Origin of the sequence: Streptomyces sp. NPDC028635, assembly GCF_040637635.1 — a bacterium.
GTDB lineage: Bacteria > Actinomycetota > Actinomycetes > Streptomycetales > Streptomycetaceae > Streptomyces.
Genome location: NZ_JBEZWX010000007.1, coordinates 41211 through 57114, shown reverse-complemented (window position 1 = coordinate 57114; position 15904 = coordinate 41211). Strand labels below are relative to the sequence as shown.

The 15904-nt window shown below is 72.8% G+C and carries 16 protein-coding genes; 5 read left to right on the top strand and 11 right to left on the bottom strand.

Annotated elements, in window-relative coordinates:
* Positions 1 to 8: 8 nt before the first annotated feature.
* A complete protein-coding gene (ribA, locus tag AB0E88_RS10120) occupies positions 9 to 680 on the top strand; it encodes a GTP cyclohydrolase II (protein WP_361626887.1) in 672 nt (223 codons plus the stop codon).
* Between the two features lie 13 nt (positions 681 to 693).
* Here the strand turns inward: ribA and AB0E88_RS10115 are convergent, their stop codons facing one another.
* The 3 genes from AB0E88_RS10115 to AB0E88_RS10105 form a co-directional block, all read right to left on the bottom strand.
* Positions 694 to 1923, bottom strand: coding sequence for a serine hydrolase domain-containing protein (locus AB0E88_RS10115; protein WP_361626884.1), 1230 nt, complete (start codon positions 1921 to 1923; stop codon positions 694 to 696).
* A gap of 62 nt (positions 1924 to 1985) precedes the next feature.
* Positions 1986 to 3533, bottom strand: a complete 1548-nt coding sequence (locus AB0E88_RS10110; RefSeq protein ID WP_361626881.1) for an MFS transporter — start codon at positions 3531 to 3533, stop codon at positions 1986 to 1988.
* Positions 3530 to 4108 carry a TetR/AcrR family transcriptional regulator gene (locus AB0E88_RS10105; protein WP_361626878.1) on the bottom strand — a complete coding sequence of 193 codons (579 nt, stop codon included), beginning with the start codon at positions 4106 to 4108 and terminating at the stop codon, positions 3530 to 3532. The genes AB0E88_RS10110 and AB0E88_RS10105 overlap by 4 nt, the downstream gene beginning before the upstream one ends.
* Before the next feature lie 77 nt (positions 4109 to 4185).
* Between AB0E88_RS10105 and AB0E88_RS10100 the strand changes: the two genes are divergently transcribed.
* A complete protein-coding gene (locus tag AB0E88_RS10100; RefSeq protein ID WP_361626875.1) occupies positions 4186 to 4635 on the top strand; it encodes a PPOX class F420-dependent oxidoreductase in 450 nt (149 codons plus the stop codon).
* Positions 4636 to 4672: 37 nt separating this feature from the next.
* On the opposite strand, the gene AB0E88_RS10095 is transcribed toward AB0E88_RS10100, so the two are convergent.
* The gene (locus tag AB0E88_RS10095) at positions 4673 to 5572 is read right to left on the bottom strand and encodes an NAD(P)-dependent oxidoreductase (protein WP_361627408.1); all 900 of its coding nucleotides are present in this window, start codon (positions 5570 to 5572) and stop codon (positions 4673 to 4675) included.
* Between the two features lie 161 nt (positions 5573 to 5733).
* On the opposite strand from AB0E88_RS10095, the gene AB0E88_RS10090 reads away from it, so the two are divergent.
* From AB0E88_RS10090 to AB0E88_RS10080, 3 genes are all read left to right on the top strand, one after another.
* Entirely contained in the window at positions 5734 to 6294 is a 561-nt protein-coding gene (locus AB0E88_RS10090) for a helix-turn-helix domain-containing protein (RefSeq protein WP_361626872.1), read from the top strand.
* A 206-nt stretch (positions 6295 to 6500) separates the two neighbouring features.
* A complete protein-coding gene (locus AB0E88_RS10085) occupies positions 6501 to 7022 on the top strand; it encodes an isochorismatase family protein (protein WP_361626869.1) in 522 nt (173 codons plus the stop codon).
* Between the two features lie 128 nt (positions 7023 to 7150).
* Positions 7151 to 7489, top strand: coding sequence for an extradiol dioxygenase (locus AB0E88_RS10080; RefSeq protein ID WP_361626866.1), 339 nt, complete (start codon positions 7151 to 7153; stop codon positions 7487 to 7489).
* Positions 7490 to 7632: 143 nt separating this feature from the next.
* Here the strand turns inward: AB0E88_RS10080 and AB0E88_RS10075 are convergent, their stop codons facing one another.
* The 7 genes from AB0E88_RS10075 to tal are packed head-to-tail and all read right to left on the bottom strand — an operon-like array spanning position 7633 to position 15885.
* On the bottom strand, positions 7633 to 9090 hold the full coding sequence (locus tag AB0E88_RS10075; protein WP_361626863.1) for a membrane-associated oxidoreductase: 1458 nt from the start codon (positions 9088 to 9090) through the stop codon (positions 7633 to 7635).
* A 45-nt stretch (positions 9091 to 9135) separates the two neighbouring features.
* A complete protein-coding gene (locus AB0E88_RS10070) occupies positions 9136 to 9717 on the bottom strand; it encodes a histidine phosphatase family protein (RefSeq protein WP_361626860.1) in 582 nt (193 codons plus the stop codon).
* Between the two features lie 7 nt (positions 9718 to 9724).
* Complete coding sequence (gene gnd / locus AB0E88_RS10065; protein WP_361626857.1) at positions 9725 to 10606, bottom strand: phosphogluconate dehydrogenase (NAD(+)-dependent, decarboxylating); 882 nt, start codon at positions 10604 to 10606, stop codon at positions 9725 to 9727.
* A gap of 2 nt (positions 10607 to 10608) precedes the next feature.
* On the bottom strand, positions 10609 to 12255 hold the full coding sequence (gene pgi, locus AB0E88_RS10060; protein ID WP_361626854.1) for a glucose-6-phosphate isomerase: 1647 nt from the start codon (positions 12253 to 12255) through the stop codon (positions 10609 to 10611).
* Positions 12248 to 13183, bottom strand: coding sequence for a glucose-6-phosphate dehydrogenase assembly protein OpcA (opcA, locus tag AB0E88_RS10055; protein WP_361626851.1), 936 nt, complete (start codon positions 13181 to 13183; stop codon positions 12248 to 12250). The genes pgi and opcA overlap by 8 nt, the downstream gene beginning before the upstream one ends.
* Positions 13180 to 14742, bottom strand: coding sequence for a glucose-6-phosphate dehydrogenase (zwf, locus tag AB0E88_RS10050; RefSeq protein WP_361626848.1), 1563 nt, complete (start codon positions 14740 to 14742; stop codon positions 13180 to 13182). The genes opcA and zwf overlap by 4 nt, the downstream gene beginning before the upstream one ends.
* Positions 14743 to 15885, bottom strand: coding sequence for a transaldolase (gene tal, locus AB0E88_RS10045; protein ID WP_361626845.1), 1143 nt, complete (start codon positions 15883 to 15885; stop codon positions 14743 to 14745).
* Positions 15886 to 15904 lie beyond the last annotated feature (19 nt).

Here is a 15904-nt window from a genome sequence, read left to right as displayed (position 1 = left end):
ATCAGATCATGACAGAGAACAGCACGGCGCCCCTCGGCGTCCTCGGCGAGAAGCAGGACCGGCGCACGGGTGTGGAACGCGTCGTGAGCGCGCCGCTGCCGACGGCGTACGGGATGTTCCAGGCGATCGGTTTCCTGGACCACGACCGCGGCGAGGAGCAGGTCGCGCTCGTGCACGGCGACCTCGGCAGCGAGAACGTCCTGACCCGGCTGCACTCGGAGTGCCTCACCGGTGACGCGTTCGGCTCCCGGCACTGCGAGTGCGGCGACCAGCTGGCCGCGGCACTGCGCGCGGTCGTCGCCGAGGGCAGCGGTGTCGTGCTGTATCTGCGGGGCCACGAGGGCCGGGGCATCGGGCTGCTGGGCAAACTGCGGGCGATGGCGTTGCAGGCGGAGGGCCTGGACACCGTCGAGGCGAACCTGGCTCTCGGGCTGCCCGTGGACGCCCGCGACTACGGTGTCGCCGCCGCGATGCTGAGCGACCTGGGCGTGGACTCGGTGCGGCTGATGTCCAACAACCCGCTCAAGCGCGAGGCGCTGGTACGGCACGGCATCGGCGTCGCCGAACAGGTGCCGCTGCTCATCCCGCCGTGCGAGAACAACATCACCTATCTGCGCACCAAGCGGGAGCGGATGGACCACCATCTGCCGCACCTGGACGCGGTGGCCCACTGGTCCTGACGCGGCCCCTCGCTCAGCCGGTGACCGCCTCGTGCACGAGCCGTCTGAGCGCAGGGAACAGACGCAGGGAGCGCGCCGGGCGCAGCTGGGTCAGGAATTGCACGGTCAGCTCCCGGCCCGGATCCACCCAGAACGTCGTGGTCGCCACCCCGCTCCAGCCGAAGGTGCCGGGCCCGGCCGGTGCCAGGGTGCGGGCGGGGTCGGTGACGACGGAGACGCCGAGGCCGAAACCGACGCCGTCGTTGCCCGGCTCGTCGTGGGCCGGGCGGCTGCCGAAGGACCTCAGGTCGGCGCCGCCGGGCAGCTGGTTGCGGGTCATCTCCGCCACGGTCCGCGGCGCGAGCAGGCGTACGCCGTCGAGCTCCCCGCGGCGGCGCAGCATCTCCATGAAGCGGTGCCAGTCGGGCGCGGACGTCACGAGGCCGCCGCTGCCGGACAGGAACCGGGGCCGTGCGCGCACCGGCAGCCCGGGGATCGGCTTGACACCCCCGTCGTCCGCGTCGCCGTACAACTCGGCGAGCCGCTCGGCCTGTTCGTCGGTGACGTGGAAGCCGGTGTCGGTCATGCCGAGCGGGCGGAAGATCCGCTCGGCGAAGAACGTGTCGAGCGGCTGCCCGGAGACCACCTCGATCACCCGGCCGAGCACGTTGGAGGCCACCGAGTAGTTCCACTGCGTGCCCGGGTCGAACTGCAACGGCAGGCTCGCGTACAGCTCGGTGGTCTCCGCGAGGTCGGAGCCCGGCCGCACCGACGACTCCAGGCCCGCCGCCCGGTACAGGGCGTCCACCGGGTGGGTGTGGTAGAAGCCGAAGGTCAGACCGGCGGTGTGGGTCATCAGGTGCCGGATCAGGAGCGGGCCGGCGGCCGGCCGGGTCCGTACGTCCGCTCCCTCGCCGCCGACGTACACGCGGGGCGCGGCGAACGCCGGCAGATACCGCTCGAGCGGGTCGTCGAGCGCCAGCCGGCCCTCCTCGGCCAGCAGCAGCGCGGCGACCGCGGTGACCGGCTTCGTCATGGAGTAGATCCGCCACAGCGTGTCCGGCTCGACCGGCGCCTCGGCGGCGAGGTCGCGCAGGCCGTGGCAGGTGAGGTGTGCGACGCGCCCGCCGCGTGCGACGCAGATCAGGAACCCGGGCAGCCGGCCCTCGTCGACGAGACGGACGACGTGCCGGTCGAGCCGGTCCAGCGCCTTCGCGTCCAGCCCGGCCTCACCCGGCTCCACCTCTTGTCGCAGCAGTGCCATCGCGTGTCCTTCGTCGCCGCGGGTCCCTCCACCGGCATACCCCACCGGCGTGCCGTCAGACGTCACCGCGGCGCGGAAGCGGCAGGTGACGTTCCGGCCGCGTCCTCGGCGGCCGCCGGGTCCTCGGCGGTCACCGTGTCCCCGGTGGTTGCCGTGTCACCGGCGGTCGCTGCGTGCCCGGGCGCTGCCGCCCCGGGTGGCTGCCGTTCCCCGGCGGTGGCCGTTTTCCCGGCGGTGGCGGTTACCCCGGCCGGTGCCGCCTTCCCCTCCGGCACTCGCCCGGGTTCGGGGCCGGCGTCCCGGCCCGGCAGGAACCGTGCCGCCGGTACCGCGACCGCCGCCACCGCGGCCAGGGCGAGCAGCGCCGCACGCGGCCCGGCCACGGCCCACAGGGTGGTCGCGGTGGCCACACCGAGGACCGGGCCGGTGTTCAGCGCCGTCTGCTGCAGGCCGCCCGCGACCCCGGCCGACCGCGCGGCCGCCTGGCGTACGACGACATGGGTGGCCGCCACCATCACGGTGCCGAAGCCGGCGCCGAGCAGCGCGAACCCGGCGCCGAAGGCGAGCGGACCGGTGGCGCGGGCGAGGACCAGCAGCCCCAGCGCGAGCGCCGCCAGCGCGGCCGCGGTCGTCCGGCGGGCACCGGCCCGGCGCAGGGCGACCGCGCAGCCGGGCGCGGCCAGGATCATCAGCGCGGCCAGCGGCAGGGCGGTCAGCGCGCAGTGCAGGGGATCCAGGCCGAGGTCGCGCTGGAGGAGGTGGACACAGAGGAACAGGGCGCCCTGGAGCGCCGCCGACGCGGCCACCAGCATCCCCAGCGCGGCGCCGACACCGGGCGCGCCGACCGCGTCGGCGGGCACCAGGGGATCGGCGGTACGGCGCTCATGGCGCACGAAGGCCGCAGCCGCGCCCACGGCCGCCGCGAGTTCGAGCCCGCGTACCGGCGTCCACCCGGACACCGGGAGCGCGACCAGGGCGTGCACCGAACCGGCCAGGCAGAGCGCGAGCAGCACGGCGCCGGGAAGGTCCAGGCGGGGCACCGGGCGGCCGCGGCGGGGCGTTCCCGGCTGCCGTCGGGCGAGGGCGAGCAGCCCGAACACCGCCGCCGGTACGACGTTGACGAGGAAGACCGCCCGCCAGCCCACCGCGGTCGTCAGCGCCCCGCCGATCACCGGTCCCGTCGCCGCCGCCAGCCCGATGGCCGCGGTGCGTACGGCGAGTGGCCGGCGCAGCCGGTCCGGTGGGTAGGCGGCGCGCAGCATGCCGAGCGTGGCCGGCTGGAGCAGGGCCCCGAAGACGCCCTGGACGATCCGCAGCGCGACGACCGGGCCCACGCCCGGGGCCGCCGCGATCCCCGCCGAGGCCGCGCCGAAGCCGAGCATGCCGACGGCGAAGACGCGCCGGTGCCCGTACAGGTCGGCGAGCCGCCCCGCGAGCACCAGCAGGCCGGCCACCGCGATGAGGTACCCGGTGGTCGTCCACTGCACCTGGCCGACCGACGCGTGCAGGTCCGCGCCGAGTGCGGGCTGGGCGACGGTGAGCACCGTGCCGTCCAGGGCCACGATCACCGCGCCCGCGACACTGCACGCCAGGGCCGCCCGCCGCTTCACCGGGCCGCTCCGGGGCCGAGGTGGGCGTCGAGCGCGCTGCGCAGCAGGGGAGTGACGTCGTCGCTTCCGGTGGCGAGGGGCAGGCTGCCCCAGCGCCACAGCTGGGCGATGCCGTGCAGGTTCGCCCACAGCGCGGCCGCGACCGTGCGGGCGTCGCCGTCCGGCCGGGCCCGGCCCACCAGGTCCACGAGCACGCCGAACAGCGGAAGGCTGGTCTCCCGCAGCCCCAGGTGCCCACTCTCCAGCAGGTCATGACGGAACATCAGCTCGTACATGCCGGGGTTCTCGCGAGCGAACTCCAGGTACAGGAAGCCGAGTTGTCCGAGGCGCTCGCGCGGCGAGCCCGCGGTCCCCAGTGCCGTGACCCGCGTCGCCAGGTCCTCGAAGCCGCGGCGCGCGATGGCCGACAGCAGTTCCAGGTGGGTGGGGAAGTAGCGGCGCGGCGCCCCGTGCGAGACGCCGGCGCGCCGGGCGATCTCCCGCAGCGTCAGAGCCTGGGCGCCCTCATGGGCCACCAGGTCCACGCCGGCGTCGACGAGACGGGTCCGCAGATCCGCCGGTTCGGCAGCAGTCATGGACACTGTCTACCAAGAAGGCGTAGACAGTGTCTACTCGATGGGAATGGGCCGCGCCTCCCGCGAGTTGAACCGGCATGACTCACGACACGACACAGGACGCGCTGCTCGCCCTTCTCTCCGAGCAGCGCGGCGGGGTGCTGGTCACCCTCAAGCGCGACGGACGTCCGCAGCTGTCGAACGTCAGCCACTTCTACGACCCCGACGAGCGGGTCGTCCGGATCTCGCTCACCGACGATCGCGCCAAGACGCGCAACCTGCGCCGGGACCCGCGGGCGTCGTACCACGTCACCAGCGCCGACCGCTGGGCCTACACGGTCGTCGAGGCGACCGCCGACCTGACGCCGGTGGCGCGGGACCCGCACGACGAGACCGTGGAGGAGCTGGTCCGTCTCTACCGCGCCGTCGCGGGCGAACACCCCGACTGGGACGACTACCGCGCCGCGATGGTCCGCGACCGCCGCCTGGTGCTCCGGCTGCCCGTGGACCGGGCGTACGGCATCCCGAAGGGCACCCTCGGCGGCTGACGGCCTGACGGCCTGACGGCCTGACGGCCCCGGTCGGTCAGCCCGCGGCCGGCGCCCCGGGCCGCCCCTCGGTGGTGCGCGCCTCGATCGCCCGCAGTACGGCGACCATGTCCGCACCCCCGTGCCCGAGAGCCACCGTCTCCTCGAACAGCGCGTGGCAGGCGTCGAGGAGGGGAGAGGCGAGCCCCCGGGTGCGGGCGGCCTCGGCGATCAGCCGGTTGTTCTTCAGCACGTCCAGCGCGGCCGCCTGCACGGCGAAGTCCCCGGCCAGCAGCTTGGGCGCCTTCATCCGGGAGACCGCGCTGGCCATCGGCCCGGCGTCCAGCACGTCCAGGAACAGCGCGGGGTCCAGCCCGTGCCGCCCGGCGAAGTGGAACGCCTCGGCCAGTCCGGTCACCTGGGTGATCAGGAACAGGTTCACCGACAACTTCATCAGCAGCGCGTTCGGCGCGGTGCCGCAGAAGAACGCCTGGTGGCACATCGGCGCCAGCAGCGGCCGTACGGCTGTCACCGCTTCCTGCGCGCCCGCCAGCAGCGCCACCAGGCGGCCCTGCTCGGCCGGCACCCGCGATCCCGAGACGGGGGCCTCGACATACCGGCCGCCCGCCGCGCGCACGTCCGCCTCCAGGGCGCGGGAGAACTCCGCGGACGTGGTACCCATGTGGACCACGGTCCGTGCGGCCACCCGCTCGGCGAACTCCGGGGTGTGCCGGGCGAGAACGGCGTCGACGGCCGCCTCGTCCGCCAGCATGAGGAGCACGGTGCCGGCCTTCGTGAACACCTCGGCGGCGTCCGCGGCCACCGTGGCGCCGGCCGTGCGCAGCGGCTCGGCGCGACCCGGCGTGCGGTTCCACACGATCAGCGGGGTCCCGGCGGCGGCCAGGCGCAGGGCCATGGGCTGCCCCATGACGCCGAGACCGATGAAGCCGACGTGCATGCGTCCGCCCTCCTCCGCAGTCGCTATGACAGCGGTCATAGTAGCGCGCCTCCATGACCGTCGTCATAGCCGGCCGTCCCGCTCTACCCTGGGCGCAGGCTCGGCGTACGGATGCGGGAGGTCTGACGATGGCGGGGTCCGGACCGGGACCACGGGAGCGGATGGTCTTCAGTGCCGCGCAGCTCATCCGGCGCGACGGCGTGACCGCGACCGGGATGCGCGACGTCGCCGCACACGCCGAGGCGCCCCGCGGCTCGCTCCAGCACTACTTCCCCGGCGGCAAGGAACAGCTCGTCAACGAGGCCGTCGGCTGGGCCGGCCGGTACGCCGCCCGGCGCGTGCCCCGCTTCCTCGCACAGCTCGACGACCCCACGCCGAGCGGCCTGTTCGCGGCGATGGCCCGCCAGTGGATCGACGAGTACGAGAGCGGGGGCTTCGCCACGGGCTGCCCGGTAGCCGCCGCCACCGTCGACTGCTCGGCCTCCGGGCAGAGCACCCGTGAGGCGACCGCCGGGGCGTTCGCCACCTGGACCGGAGCGGTGGCCGAGGCGCTCACCGGCATGAACGTGCCCGCCGACCGCGCCCGCTCCCTCGCCACCCTGATGATCAGCGCCCTGGAGGGGGCCATCATCCTCGCCCGCAGCGAACGCGACACCCGCGCCCTCCACACGGCCGTCGAGGAACTGGGCCCCCTGCTCGACGCGGCCACGGAGCCCCGGTAGGGAGCGCCGGGACGATCGTCACCCCCGCGACCGCCCGGCCGCGCGGTTCGGCGGGGACCAGGGCGCGGGCGTGTCCGGCGGGCAGCGCCCGGGCGCCCGCATGGCCGGCCCCGGCACCGGTGTCACGGCGGGGACCGCGGACGGGCTGCCCGGTGCCGGGCCCCGGATGCGTTCCATGGGCCCGCCGTGCCGACTAGCGTGGCGCCATGCGAATCCTCGACAGCGCGCGGACCGCCCTGATCCTGGTCGACCTGATGGAACGTATCGTCGGTCTGCCCCTGGAACCCCGCTCGGGGAGCGAGGCCGTCGACGCGGCCCTCGCTCTGGCCCGGGAGTGCCGCTCGGCGGGCGCACCGGTCGTCGCGATCCGGGTGGAGCGGCCACGGGTCGCCGAACAGCCGCCGGGCAGCGGCCTGGTGGCGCCCGTCGCGGACGTCGCGGACCACGTGATCGTCAAGCGCACCATCGGCGGCTTCCACGGCACCGGACTGCACGAGCTGTTGCAGCGGCACGGCGTGGACACCCTCGTGTTCGCGGGCATCGCGACGAATCTCGGCGTCGAGTCCACCGCCCGGGCGGCCGCCGACCACGGTTACGAGCTGGTGTTCGTGGAGGAGGGCATGACGGCGCTCAGCGCCGCGGAGCACACGGCGGCCGTGTCGCTCGACCTCCCCCGCTTCGGCGACGTGGTGCGCCTCGACGACCTGAAGTGGAACGGGGAGGGCTGAGGCAGCCGGGCTCGGGCCGCGACGGGCGCCTCACGCCCCCGTGGCCCGGACGCCGCGCCGAGGCGTCCGCAGCGACGCGCAGGGGCGGGTGCTTGCCGTGGGGGCGTTCAACTCCTAGCCTCCCCCGGGTGATCAATGGGGCGCACGTGGTGCTGTACAGCAGGGACGCGGAGGCCGACCGGGCCTTCCTCAGGGACGTGCTGGGCTGGCCGCACGTCGACGCCGGCAACGGCTGGCTGATCTTCAAGATGCCGCCCGCGGAGGTGGCCTGCCATCCGGCGGACGGTGAGCCGTCGCACGAACTGATGCTGATGTGCGACGACCTGACCGCCACCATCGCCGAACTCACCGACCGGGGCGTCGACTTCAGCCCCGTCGTGCAGGCGCCCTGGGGGCGCCTCACCGGGTTCCGGCTGCCGGGCGGCGGCGAGATCGGCCTGTACGAGCCACGGCACCCGCGGCCGTAGCGCCGCATCCGCGCCTCTCCGGACTCGTCCAGCGCCACGGCGGCCACGGCGGCCACGGCGGCCACGGCGGCCACGGCGGTGGCGCGGCGGTGGCGCGGCGAACGCGCGGGCGCGGCCGGTCGCGCGGCACATGGCGAGCGGCCTCACGGACGGCTGACGGCGCGGGTGACGCCCGCGATCACGGTGGACGCCAGGATCCAGCCGGTGAGGACGAGGGCGTAGGCGAGGGCCTGGTACCCGCCGCGCGGGGCGAACGCGGACTCCTGCCCGAAGGAGAGCACCGGCAGCAGCAGATCGAGCGTGTAGAACACCGCGTTGAACTGCGGCGCCTCGCCCGCCTTCAGAGGCGCGGGGTGGTGCAGCGCGAAGGCGACGGAGCCGATCGCGAGGAGCGACAGCAACCAGCCGGCGGCGCGCAGCGGCCGGAATCCGTAGCCGACGGTGATGTCCTGGAGGTGACCCCACAGCCGGCCGTACCAGGGCAGGGTGCGGCGATGGCGGCGCTGCTTGGCGAGCTGCACGAGCCGGGCGGCGTGGTCGTCGCCGATGCGCCGGTAGGCGGCGGTGAGTTGTTCGTAGGCGTGCGGGACATAGCCGTTGCGGTCGCGTTCCAGCATGGGCAGACGGCGCTCGGCGGGCTCGTGCGGGGTCAGCGCCGTGTAGGTGAGGTCGCTGAGGTACACGGAGTCCGGCACTGCCTCCGGGTCCAGGAACAGCGCGTCCATCTGACTGCGGCGCAGGTTGAGGGCGCCCTCCATGGCGGGACCGCGGCGCAGCCACAGCTCGCGCAGCGAACTGCTGCTCGCCTGCAGCGCCGTGGCACCCGGGTGGGACAGGAGGGTGTACGACAGGTCGAGCCGGCCGGCGATCCGGGCGCCGCGCAGGCCCACCCCGCCGTGCACCTCGGCTTCCCGGATCTGGACGTCGCCCTCGACGACGAGCGTCTCGGCGTCGAGGGCCAGGCCGCCGGGGTGGTCGAGCCGGGCCTCGTTGAGGTTGACCGTCCCGGCGACGGACGCGCCGGTGGCCCGGATCTCGCCCCGGGTGCGAAGGCCGGGAGCCCACAGGTCGTCGCCGATGGCGGTCTGGTTGAGCTGGAGCACCGGCGAGTCGTCCGGCGCGGTGAGCTCGGCCCGCTCCAGGAACAGCGCGCCCCCGATCTGGGTCCCGGCGAGCATCAGCCGACCGGCCCGGCACCTGGTCATCACCACCGAGCCGTCCACGCGGGCGCTCGCGAGACGGAGTCCGGGCAGCACGGAGCCGCGCAGGTTGAGGCGCGGTACCCGGATGCCGTAGAGCTCCAGGGGTTCGTCGAAGTGGCAGTGGCTCATCCGGACCGGCCGGTCGAGCACCGCGTAGGTCAGATCGAGTGCGCCGGTGACGCGGGCGCCGGTGATCCGCAGCGCGGATATCTCACCGTCCTCGGCGGGGGCGCTGACCAGCAGCGCGCGCAGGACCGAGGCGCGCAGGGCCCGTTCCGGGCCCCAGTCCGCTCCCGTGGCCGCGTCCTCGTCGGGTGCGGCACAAAAGTCCACATTCTCGCCCCGCGGAAAAGCCCGCCAGACTCGCTGCTCCGCCGGTGTCAGATCGTTGATCTCCATCGGCCGCGACTCTGGCGGGCTGATCGCACACTGTCAACCACGCCTCTACGCGCGGACGTTCCACTCCGCGACCACCGGCCGCCCGTGCTCCAGCGACAGCCTGCTCAGTGTTCCCGTCGCCAGCTGGAACAGCCGCCCCTGCGATGCCGGCAGGCCCAGGCGGCGGGCCGTCAGGACGCGCAGGAAATGAGCGTGGGCGACCAGCACCACGTCACCGGCGTCCAGTGCGGGAACCACCCGGGCCAGCACCCGGTCCGCCCGCGCCCCCGCCTGGTCCGGCGATTCGCCGGGGCTGTCCCCGGGCGGGACGCCGTCGGTCCACAGGTCCCAGTCCGGGCGGGTGCGGTGGATGTCGAGGGTGGTGACCCCTTCGTACGCCCCGTAGTCCCACTCGTGCAGGTCCGGATCGGGTACCGCGCCGAGGACGCCCGCGAGTTCCGCCGTGCGGACGGCCCGCCGCAGCGGGCTCGTGAGAGCCAGCGCGAAGGGCCGCCCGGACAGCAGCGGTGCCAGGGACTTGGCCTGCTCCTCACCGTGGGTGGTGAGGGGCAGGTCGGTGAAGCCGGTGTGCTGTCCCGTCAGGCTCCACTCGGTCTCGCCGTGGCGGACGAGAAGAAGATCTCCCACCGCCGGGTCACTTCTTCGCGGACTCGACGGCGTGACCGCCGAACTGGTTGCGCAGCGCGGCGATCATCTTCATCTGCGGCGAGTCGTCCTGGCGGGAGGCGAACCGGGCGAAGAGGGAGGCCGTGATCGCGGGCAGCGGCACCGCGTTGTCGATGGCCGCCTCGACGGTCCAGCGGCCCTCGCCGGAGTCCTCGGCGTAGCCGCGCAGCTTGTTCAGGTGCTCGTCCTCGTCGAGGGCGTTCACGGCGAGGTCCAGCAGCCAGGAGCGGATGACGGTGCCCTCCTGCCAGGAGCGGAAGACCTCGCGGACGTTGTCCACGGAGTCGACCTTCTCCAGCAGCTCCCAGCCCTCGGCGTAGGCCTGCATCATGGCGTACTCGATGCCGTTGTGGACCATCTTCGCGAAGTGCCCGGCGCCGACCTTGCCCGCGTGGACATAGCCGTAGGGACCCTCCGGCTTGAGGGCGTCGAAGATCGGCTTCAGGCGGTCGACGTGCTCCTTCTCGCCGCCGACCATCAGCGCGTAGCCGTTCTGCAAGCCCCACACGCCGCCGGAGACACCCGCGTCGACGAAGCCGATGCCGCGCTTGGCGAGCTCCTCGGCGTGCTTCTCGTCGTCGGTCCAGCGGGAGTTGCCGCCGTCGATGACGGTGTCGCCGGGCTTGAGGATGCCCGAGAGCTGGTCGATGACGTTCTGGGTGACGGCGCCGGCCGGGACCATGACCCACACCGCGCGCGGCGCGGCGAGCCGGTCGGCGAGCTCGACGAGGTTGTCGACGTCGGAGAGCTCGGGGTTGGTGTCGTACCCGACGACCTCGTGGCCGGCGTTGCGCAGACGCTCGCGCATGTTGCCGCCCATCTTGCCGAGACCAACAAGACCGATCTGCATGGTTACTTCACTTCCTTGAGGTCGCGGTAGGCCGCGACGAGCGCTGCGGTGGACGGGTCGAGACCGGGTACGTCCGCGCCCTCGGTGAGGGCGGGTTCGACCCGCTTGGCGAGGACCTTGCCCAGTTCCACGCCCCACTGGTCGAAGGAGTCGATGTTCCAGATCGCGCCCTGCACGAACACCTTGTGCTCGTAGAGCGCGACCAGCTGGCCCAGCACGGACGGGGTCAGCTCCGGGGCCAGGATCGTGGTGGTGGGATGGTTGCCCTGGAAGGTGCGGGCGGTGACCTGCTCCTCGGGCACGCCCTCGGCGCGCACCTCGTCGCCGGTCTTGCCGAAGGCGAGGGCCTGGGTCTGGGCGAAGAAGTTCGCCATCAGCAGGTCGTGCTGGGCCTTGAGGCGGTCGCTCAACTCGGCGACCGGGCGGGCGAACCCGATGAAGTCGGCCGGGATCAGCTTGGTGCCCTGATGGATCAGCTGGTAGTAGGCGTGCTGCCCGTTGGTGCCCGGCGTGCCCCACACGACCGGGCCGGTCTGCCATTCCACCGGGCGCCCGTCGCGCTGCACCGACTTGCCGTTGGACTCCATGTCCAGCTGCTGGAGGTACGCGGTGAACTTCGACAGGTAGTGGCTGTAGGGCAGGACGGCGTGCGACTGGGCGTCGAAGAAGTTGCCGTACCAGACGCCCAGCAGGCCCAGCAGCAGCGGGGCGTTGGCCTCGGCGGGCGCGGTGCGGAAGTGCTCGTCGACGGTGTGGAAGCCGTCGAGCATCTCCCGGAAGCGGTCCGGGCCGATGGCGATCATCAGGGAGAGGCCGATGGCGGAGTCGTAGGAGTAGCGTCCGCCGACCCAGTCCCAGAACTCGAACATGTTGTCGACGTCGATGCCGAAGGCGGTGACCTTCTCCGCGTTCGTCGACAGCGCCACGAAGTGCTTGGCCACCGCCTTGTCCTCGCCGCCGAGGCCGTCGAGCAGCCAGGCACGGGCCGAGGTCGCGTTGGTGATCGTCTCGATCGTCGTGAACGTCTTGGAGGCGACGATGAACAGCGTCTCGGCCGGGTCCAGTCCGTGCACCGCCTCGTGCAGGTCGGCACCGTCGACGTTGGACACGAAACGGAACGTCAGGTCGCGGGCCGTGAAGGCGCGCAGCGCCTCGTACGCCATCGCCGGACCCAGGTCCGAGCCGCCGATGCCGATGTTGACGACGTTGCGGATGCGCTTGCCGGTGTGGCCGGTCCACTCACCAGAGCGCACCCGCTCGGCGAACGCGCTCATCTTGTCGAGCACGGCGTGCACCCTGGGCACCACGTTCTCGCCGTCGACCTCGATCACCGCGTCGCGCGGGGCACGCAGCGCCGTGTGCAGCACGGCCCGCTGCTCGGTGACGTTGATCTTCTCACCGCGGAACATGGCGTCGCGCAGACGGAACACGTCGGTGGCGCCGGCCAGTTCCTGCAGCCGGGCGAGGGTCTCGTCCGTGATCAGGTTCTTGGAGTAGTCGATGCGCAGGTCACCGACGCGCACGACGTACCGCTCGGCGCGCCCCGGGTCGCTCGCGAACAGGTCCCGCAGGTGGGCCTGCCACTCGGCGCGGTGGTCCTCCAGAGCGGTCCACTCGGGCCGCCGGGTCAGCAACGGGCTCTCAGACATGTGCGGCAGTCTCCTTGCTTCCCTCGCCCCGCAGGGCGACGGCGTACATCTCGTCGGCGTCGAGGCGGCGCAGCTCCTCGGCGATGAGTTCGGAGGTGGCGCGGACCTTCAGCGCCAGGGTGCGCGGGGGCTGGCCGGGCAGGGTCAGCGTGGCCAGCGGGCCCTCGGGCCGGTCGATGACGATCTCGCCCTCGGCGGTGCCCAGGCGGACGGCCGTGACCACCGGGCCGGCGGTGACGACCCGGTCCACGGTGACGCGGAGACGGGCCTCCAGCCAGCGGGCGAGCAGCTCGGCGGCCGGGTTGTCGGCCTCGGCCTCGACGGCCGCCGAGATCACCGTCGCGCGGGCCTGGTCCAGGGCGGCGGCCAGCATCGAACGCCACGGGGTGAGCCGGGTCCAGGCGAGGTCGGTGTCGCCGGGGGCGTAGGTGCGCTCCCGGGTCTGCAGCATCTCCAGCGGGTTCTCGACCGCGTACAGGTCGGTGATCCGGCGCTGGGCCAGCGCGCCGAGGGGGTCCTTGGAGGGGTTGTCCGGCGCGTCCACCGGCCACCACACGACGACCGGGGCGTCCGGCAGCAGCAGCGGCAGGACGACGGAGTCGGCGTGGTCGGACACCTCACCGTAGGTGCGCAGCACGACCGTCTCGCCGGTGCCAGCCTCCGAGCCCACCCGGACCTCCGCGTCCAGCCGGGACGCCTGGCGGTCGCGCGGGGTGCGCGCGTGCCGCTTGATGACGACCAGGGTGCGCGAGGGGTGCTCGTGCGAGGCCTCCTCGGCCGCCTTGATCGCGTCGTAGGCGTTCTCCTCGTCCGTGACGATGACCATCGTCAGGACCATGCCCACCGCCGGGGTGCCGATGGCGCGGCGCCCCTGGACGAGGGCCTTGTTGACCTTGCTTGCCGTGGTGTCGGTCAGGTCGATCCTCATGGCCTGCGCCAGCTCCGTCCGTCTCGTGCGAGCATCTCGTCCGCTTCCTTGGGTCCCCAGCTGCCCGACGGGTACTGCGCCGGCCTGCCGTGCGTGGCCCAGTAGCCCTCGATCGGGTCGAGGATCTTCCAGGACTCTTCCACTTCCTGGTGGCGCGGGAACAGGTTGGCGTCGCCGAGGAGCACGTCCAGGATGAGGCGCTCGTACGCCTCCGGGCTGGACTCGGTGAAGGACTCGCCGTACGCGAAGTCCATCGTGACGTCCCGGATCTCCATGGAGGTGCCCGGCACCTTCGAGCCGAAGCGGACCGTCACGCCCTCGTCGGGCTGGACGCGGATGACGATCGCGTTCTGGCCGAGCTCCTCCGTGGCCGTGGAGTCGAAGGGGGAGTGCGGGGCGCGCTGGAAGACGACCGCGATCTCGGTGACGCGGCGGCCGAGCCGCTTGCCGGTGCGCAGGTAGAACGGCACCCCGGCCCAGCGGCGGTTGTCGACGCCGAGCTTGACCGCGGCGTAGGTGTCGGTGGTGGAGTTCGGGTCGATGCCGTCCTCCTCCAGATAGCCGCGCACCTTCGCACCGCCCTGCCACGCGGGCGCGTACTGGCCGCGCACGGTGTGCTTGCCGAGGTCCTCGGGCAGCCGTACCGCCCTGAGCACCTTCAGCTTCTCGGTGAGCAGCGACTCGGCGTCGAAGGCGGCCGGTTCCTCCATCGCGGTGAGCGCCATCAGCTGGAGCAGGTGGTTCTGGATGACGTCCCGGGCGGAGCCGATGCCGTCGTAGTAGCCGGCGCGGCCGCCGATGCCGATGTCCTCGGCCATGGTGATCTGGATGTGGTCGACGTACGACCGGTTCCAGATCGGTTCGAACATCTGGTTGGCGAAGCGCAGCGCCAGGATGTTCTGGACGGTCTCCTTGCCGAGGTAGTGGTCGATGCGGAACACCTGGTCCGGTTCGAACACCTCGTGCACGATCGCGTTCAGTTCACGGGCGCTCGCGAGGTCGTGGCCGAACGGCTTCTCGATGACCGCCCGCCGCCAGGAGCCCTCGGGACCGTCGGCCAGGCCGTGCTTCTTCAGCTGCTGGACGACCTTCGGGAAGAACTTCGGCGGCACCGACAGGTAGAAGGCGTAGTTGCCGCTGGTGCCGCGGGCGGCGTCCAGCTCCTCGACGGTCTGCCGCAGCTGGTCGAAGGCGCTGTCGTCGTCGAAGTCGCCGGGGATGAACCGCATGCCCTCCGACAGCTGCTGCCACACCTCCTCACGGAAGGGGGTGCGCGAGTGCTCCTTCACGGCGTCGTGCACGACCTGCGCGAAGTCCTGGTCCTCCCAGTCCCGGCGGGCGAAGCCGACCAGGGAGAAGCCCGGCGGCAGCAGACCGCGGTTGGCGAGGTCGTACACGGCCGGCATCAGCTTCTTGCGGGACAGGTCGCCGGTCACGCCGAAGATGACGAGCCCCGAGGGGCCCGCGATCCGCGGCAGCCGGCGGTCGCGCGGATCGCGCAGCGGGTTGGCCCAGCCGGCGGCCTCGGCCGTCAGTTCCATCAGCGGTGTCGCGGTCATTTACGCTGCCACCCCCTTGCTGTCCATGGCCTTCGCCACGGCGTCGAGCAGGTCCTGCCAGGCCGTCTCGAACTTGGCGACGCCCTCGTCCTCCAGCTTCTGCACCACCGCGTCGTAGGAGATGCCGAGCTTCTCCACCGCGGCGAGGTCGGCGCGGGCCTGGGCGTAGCCGCCGGAGACCGTGTCGCCGGTGATCTCGCCGTGGTCGGCGACGGCGTTCAGGGTGGCCTCGGGCATCGTGTTGACGGTGCCCGGGGCGACCAGCTCGTCCACGTACAGGGTGTCCTTGTACGCCGGGTCCTTCACGCCGGTCGACGCCCACAGCGGGCGCTGCTTGTTCGCCCTCGACCCGGCCAGGGCGAGCCAGCGCTGACCGGCGAAGACCTCCTCGTAGGCGGCGTAGGCGAGGCGGGCGTTGGCGAGAGCCGCGCGGCCCTTGAGCCCGAGGGCCTCGTCGGTGCCGAGGACGGTCAGCCGCTTGTCGATCTCGGCGTCGACGCGGGAGACGAAGAAGGAGGCCACGGAGTGGATCGCGGACAGGTCGAGGCCCTTCGCGGCGGCCTTCTCCAGGCCCGCGAGGTAGGCGTCCATCACCGCGCGGTAGCGCTCCAGCGAGAAGATCAGCGTGACGTTGACGCTGATGCCCTCGGCGATCACCTCGGTGATGGCGGGCAGACCGGCCTTGGTCGCCGGGATCTTGATCATGACGTTGGGGCGGTCCACCAGCCACGCGAGCTGCTTGGCCTCGGCGATCGTGGCCGCCGTGTGGTGCGCGAGGCGGGGGTCGACCTCGATGGAGACCCGGCCGTCGCGGCCGCCGGTCGCCTCGTACACCGGGCGCAGCACGTCGGCGGCGGCGCGCACGTCGGCGGTGGTCATCATCCGGACGGCCTCGTCGACCGTCACGCCGCGCACGGCCAGCTCGGCGAGCTGGGCCTCGTAGCCCTCGCCGGAGCCGATGGCGGCCTGGAAGATCGACGGGTTGGTGGTGACGCCGACGACGTGCTTCGCGGCGACGAGCTCGGCGAGGTTGCCGCTGTCGATGCGGGTGCGCGAGAGGTCGTCCAGCCAGATCGACACGCCCTCGTCGGACAGGCGCTTGAGGGCTACCGCGGAGGCGGTTGCTTCGGTCACAGTGATCATCTTCCTTCTGGCGATCGGA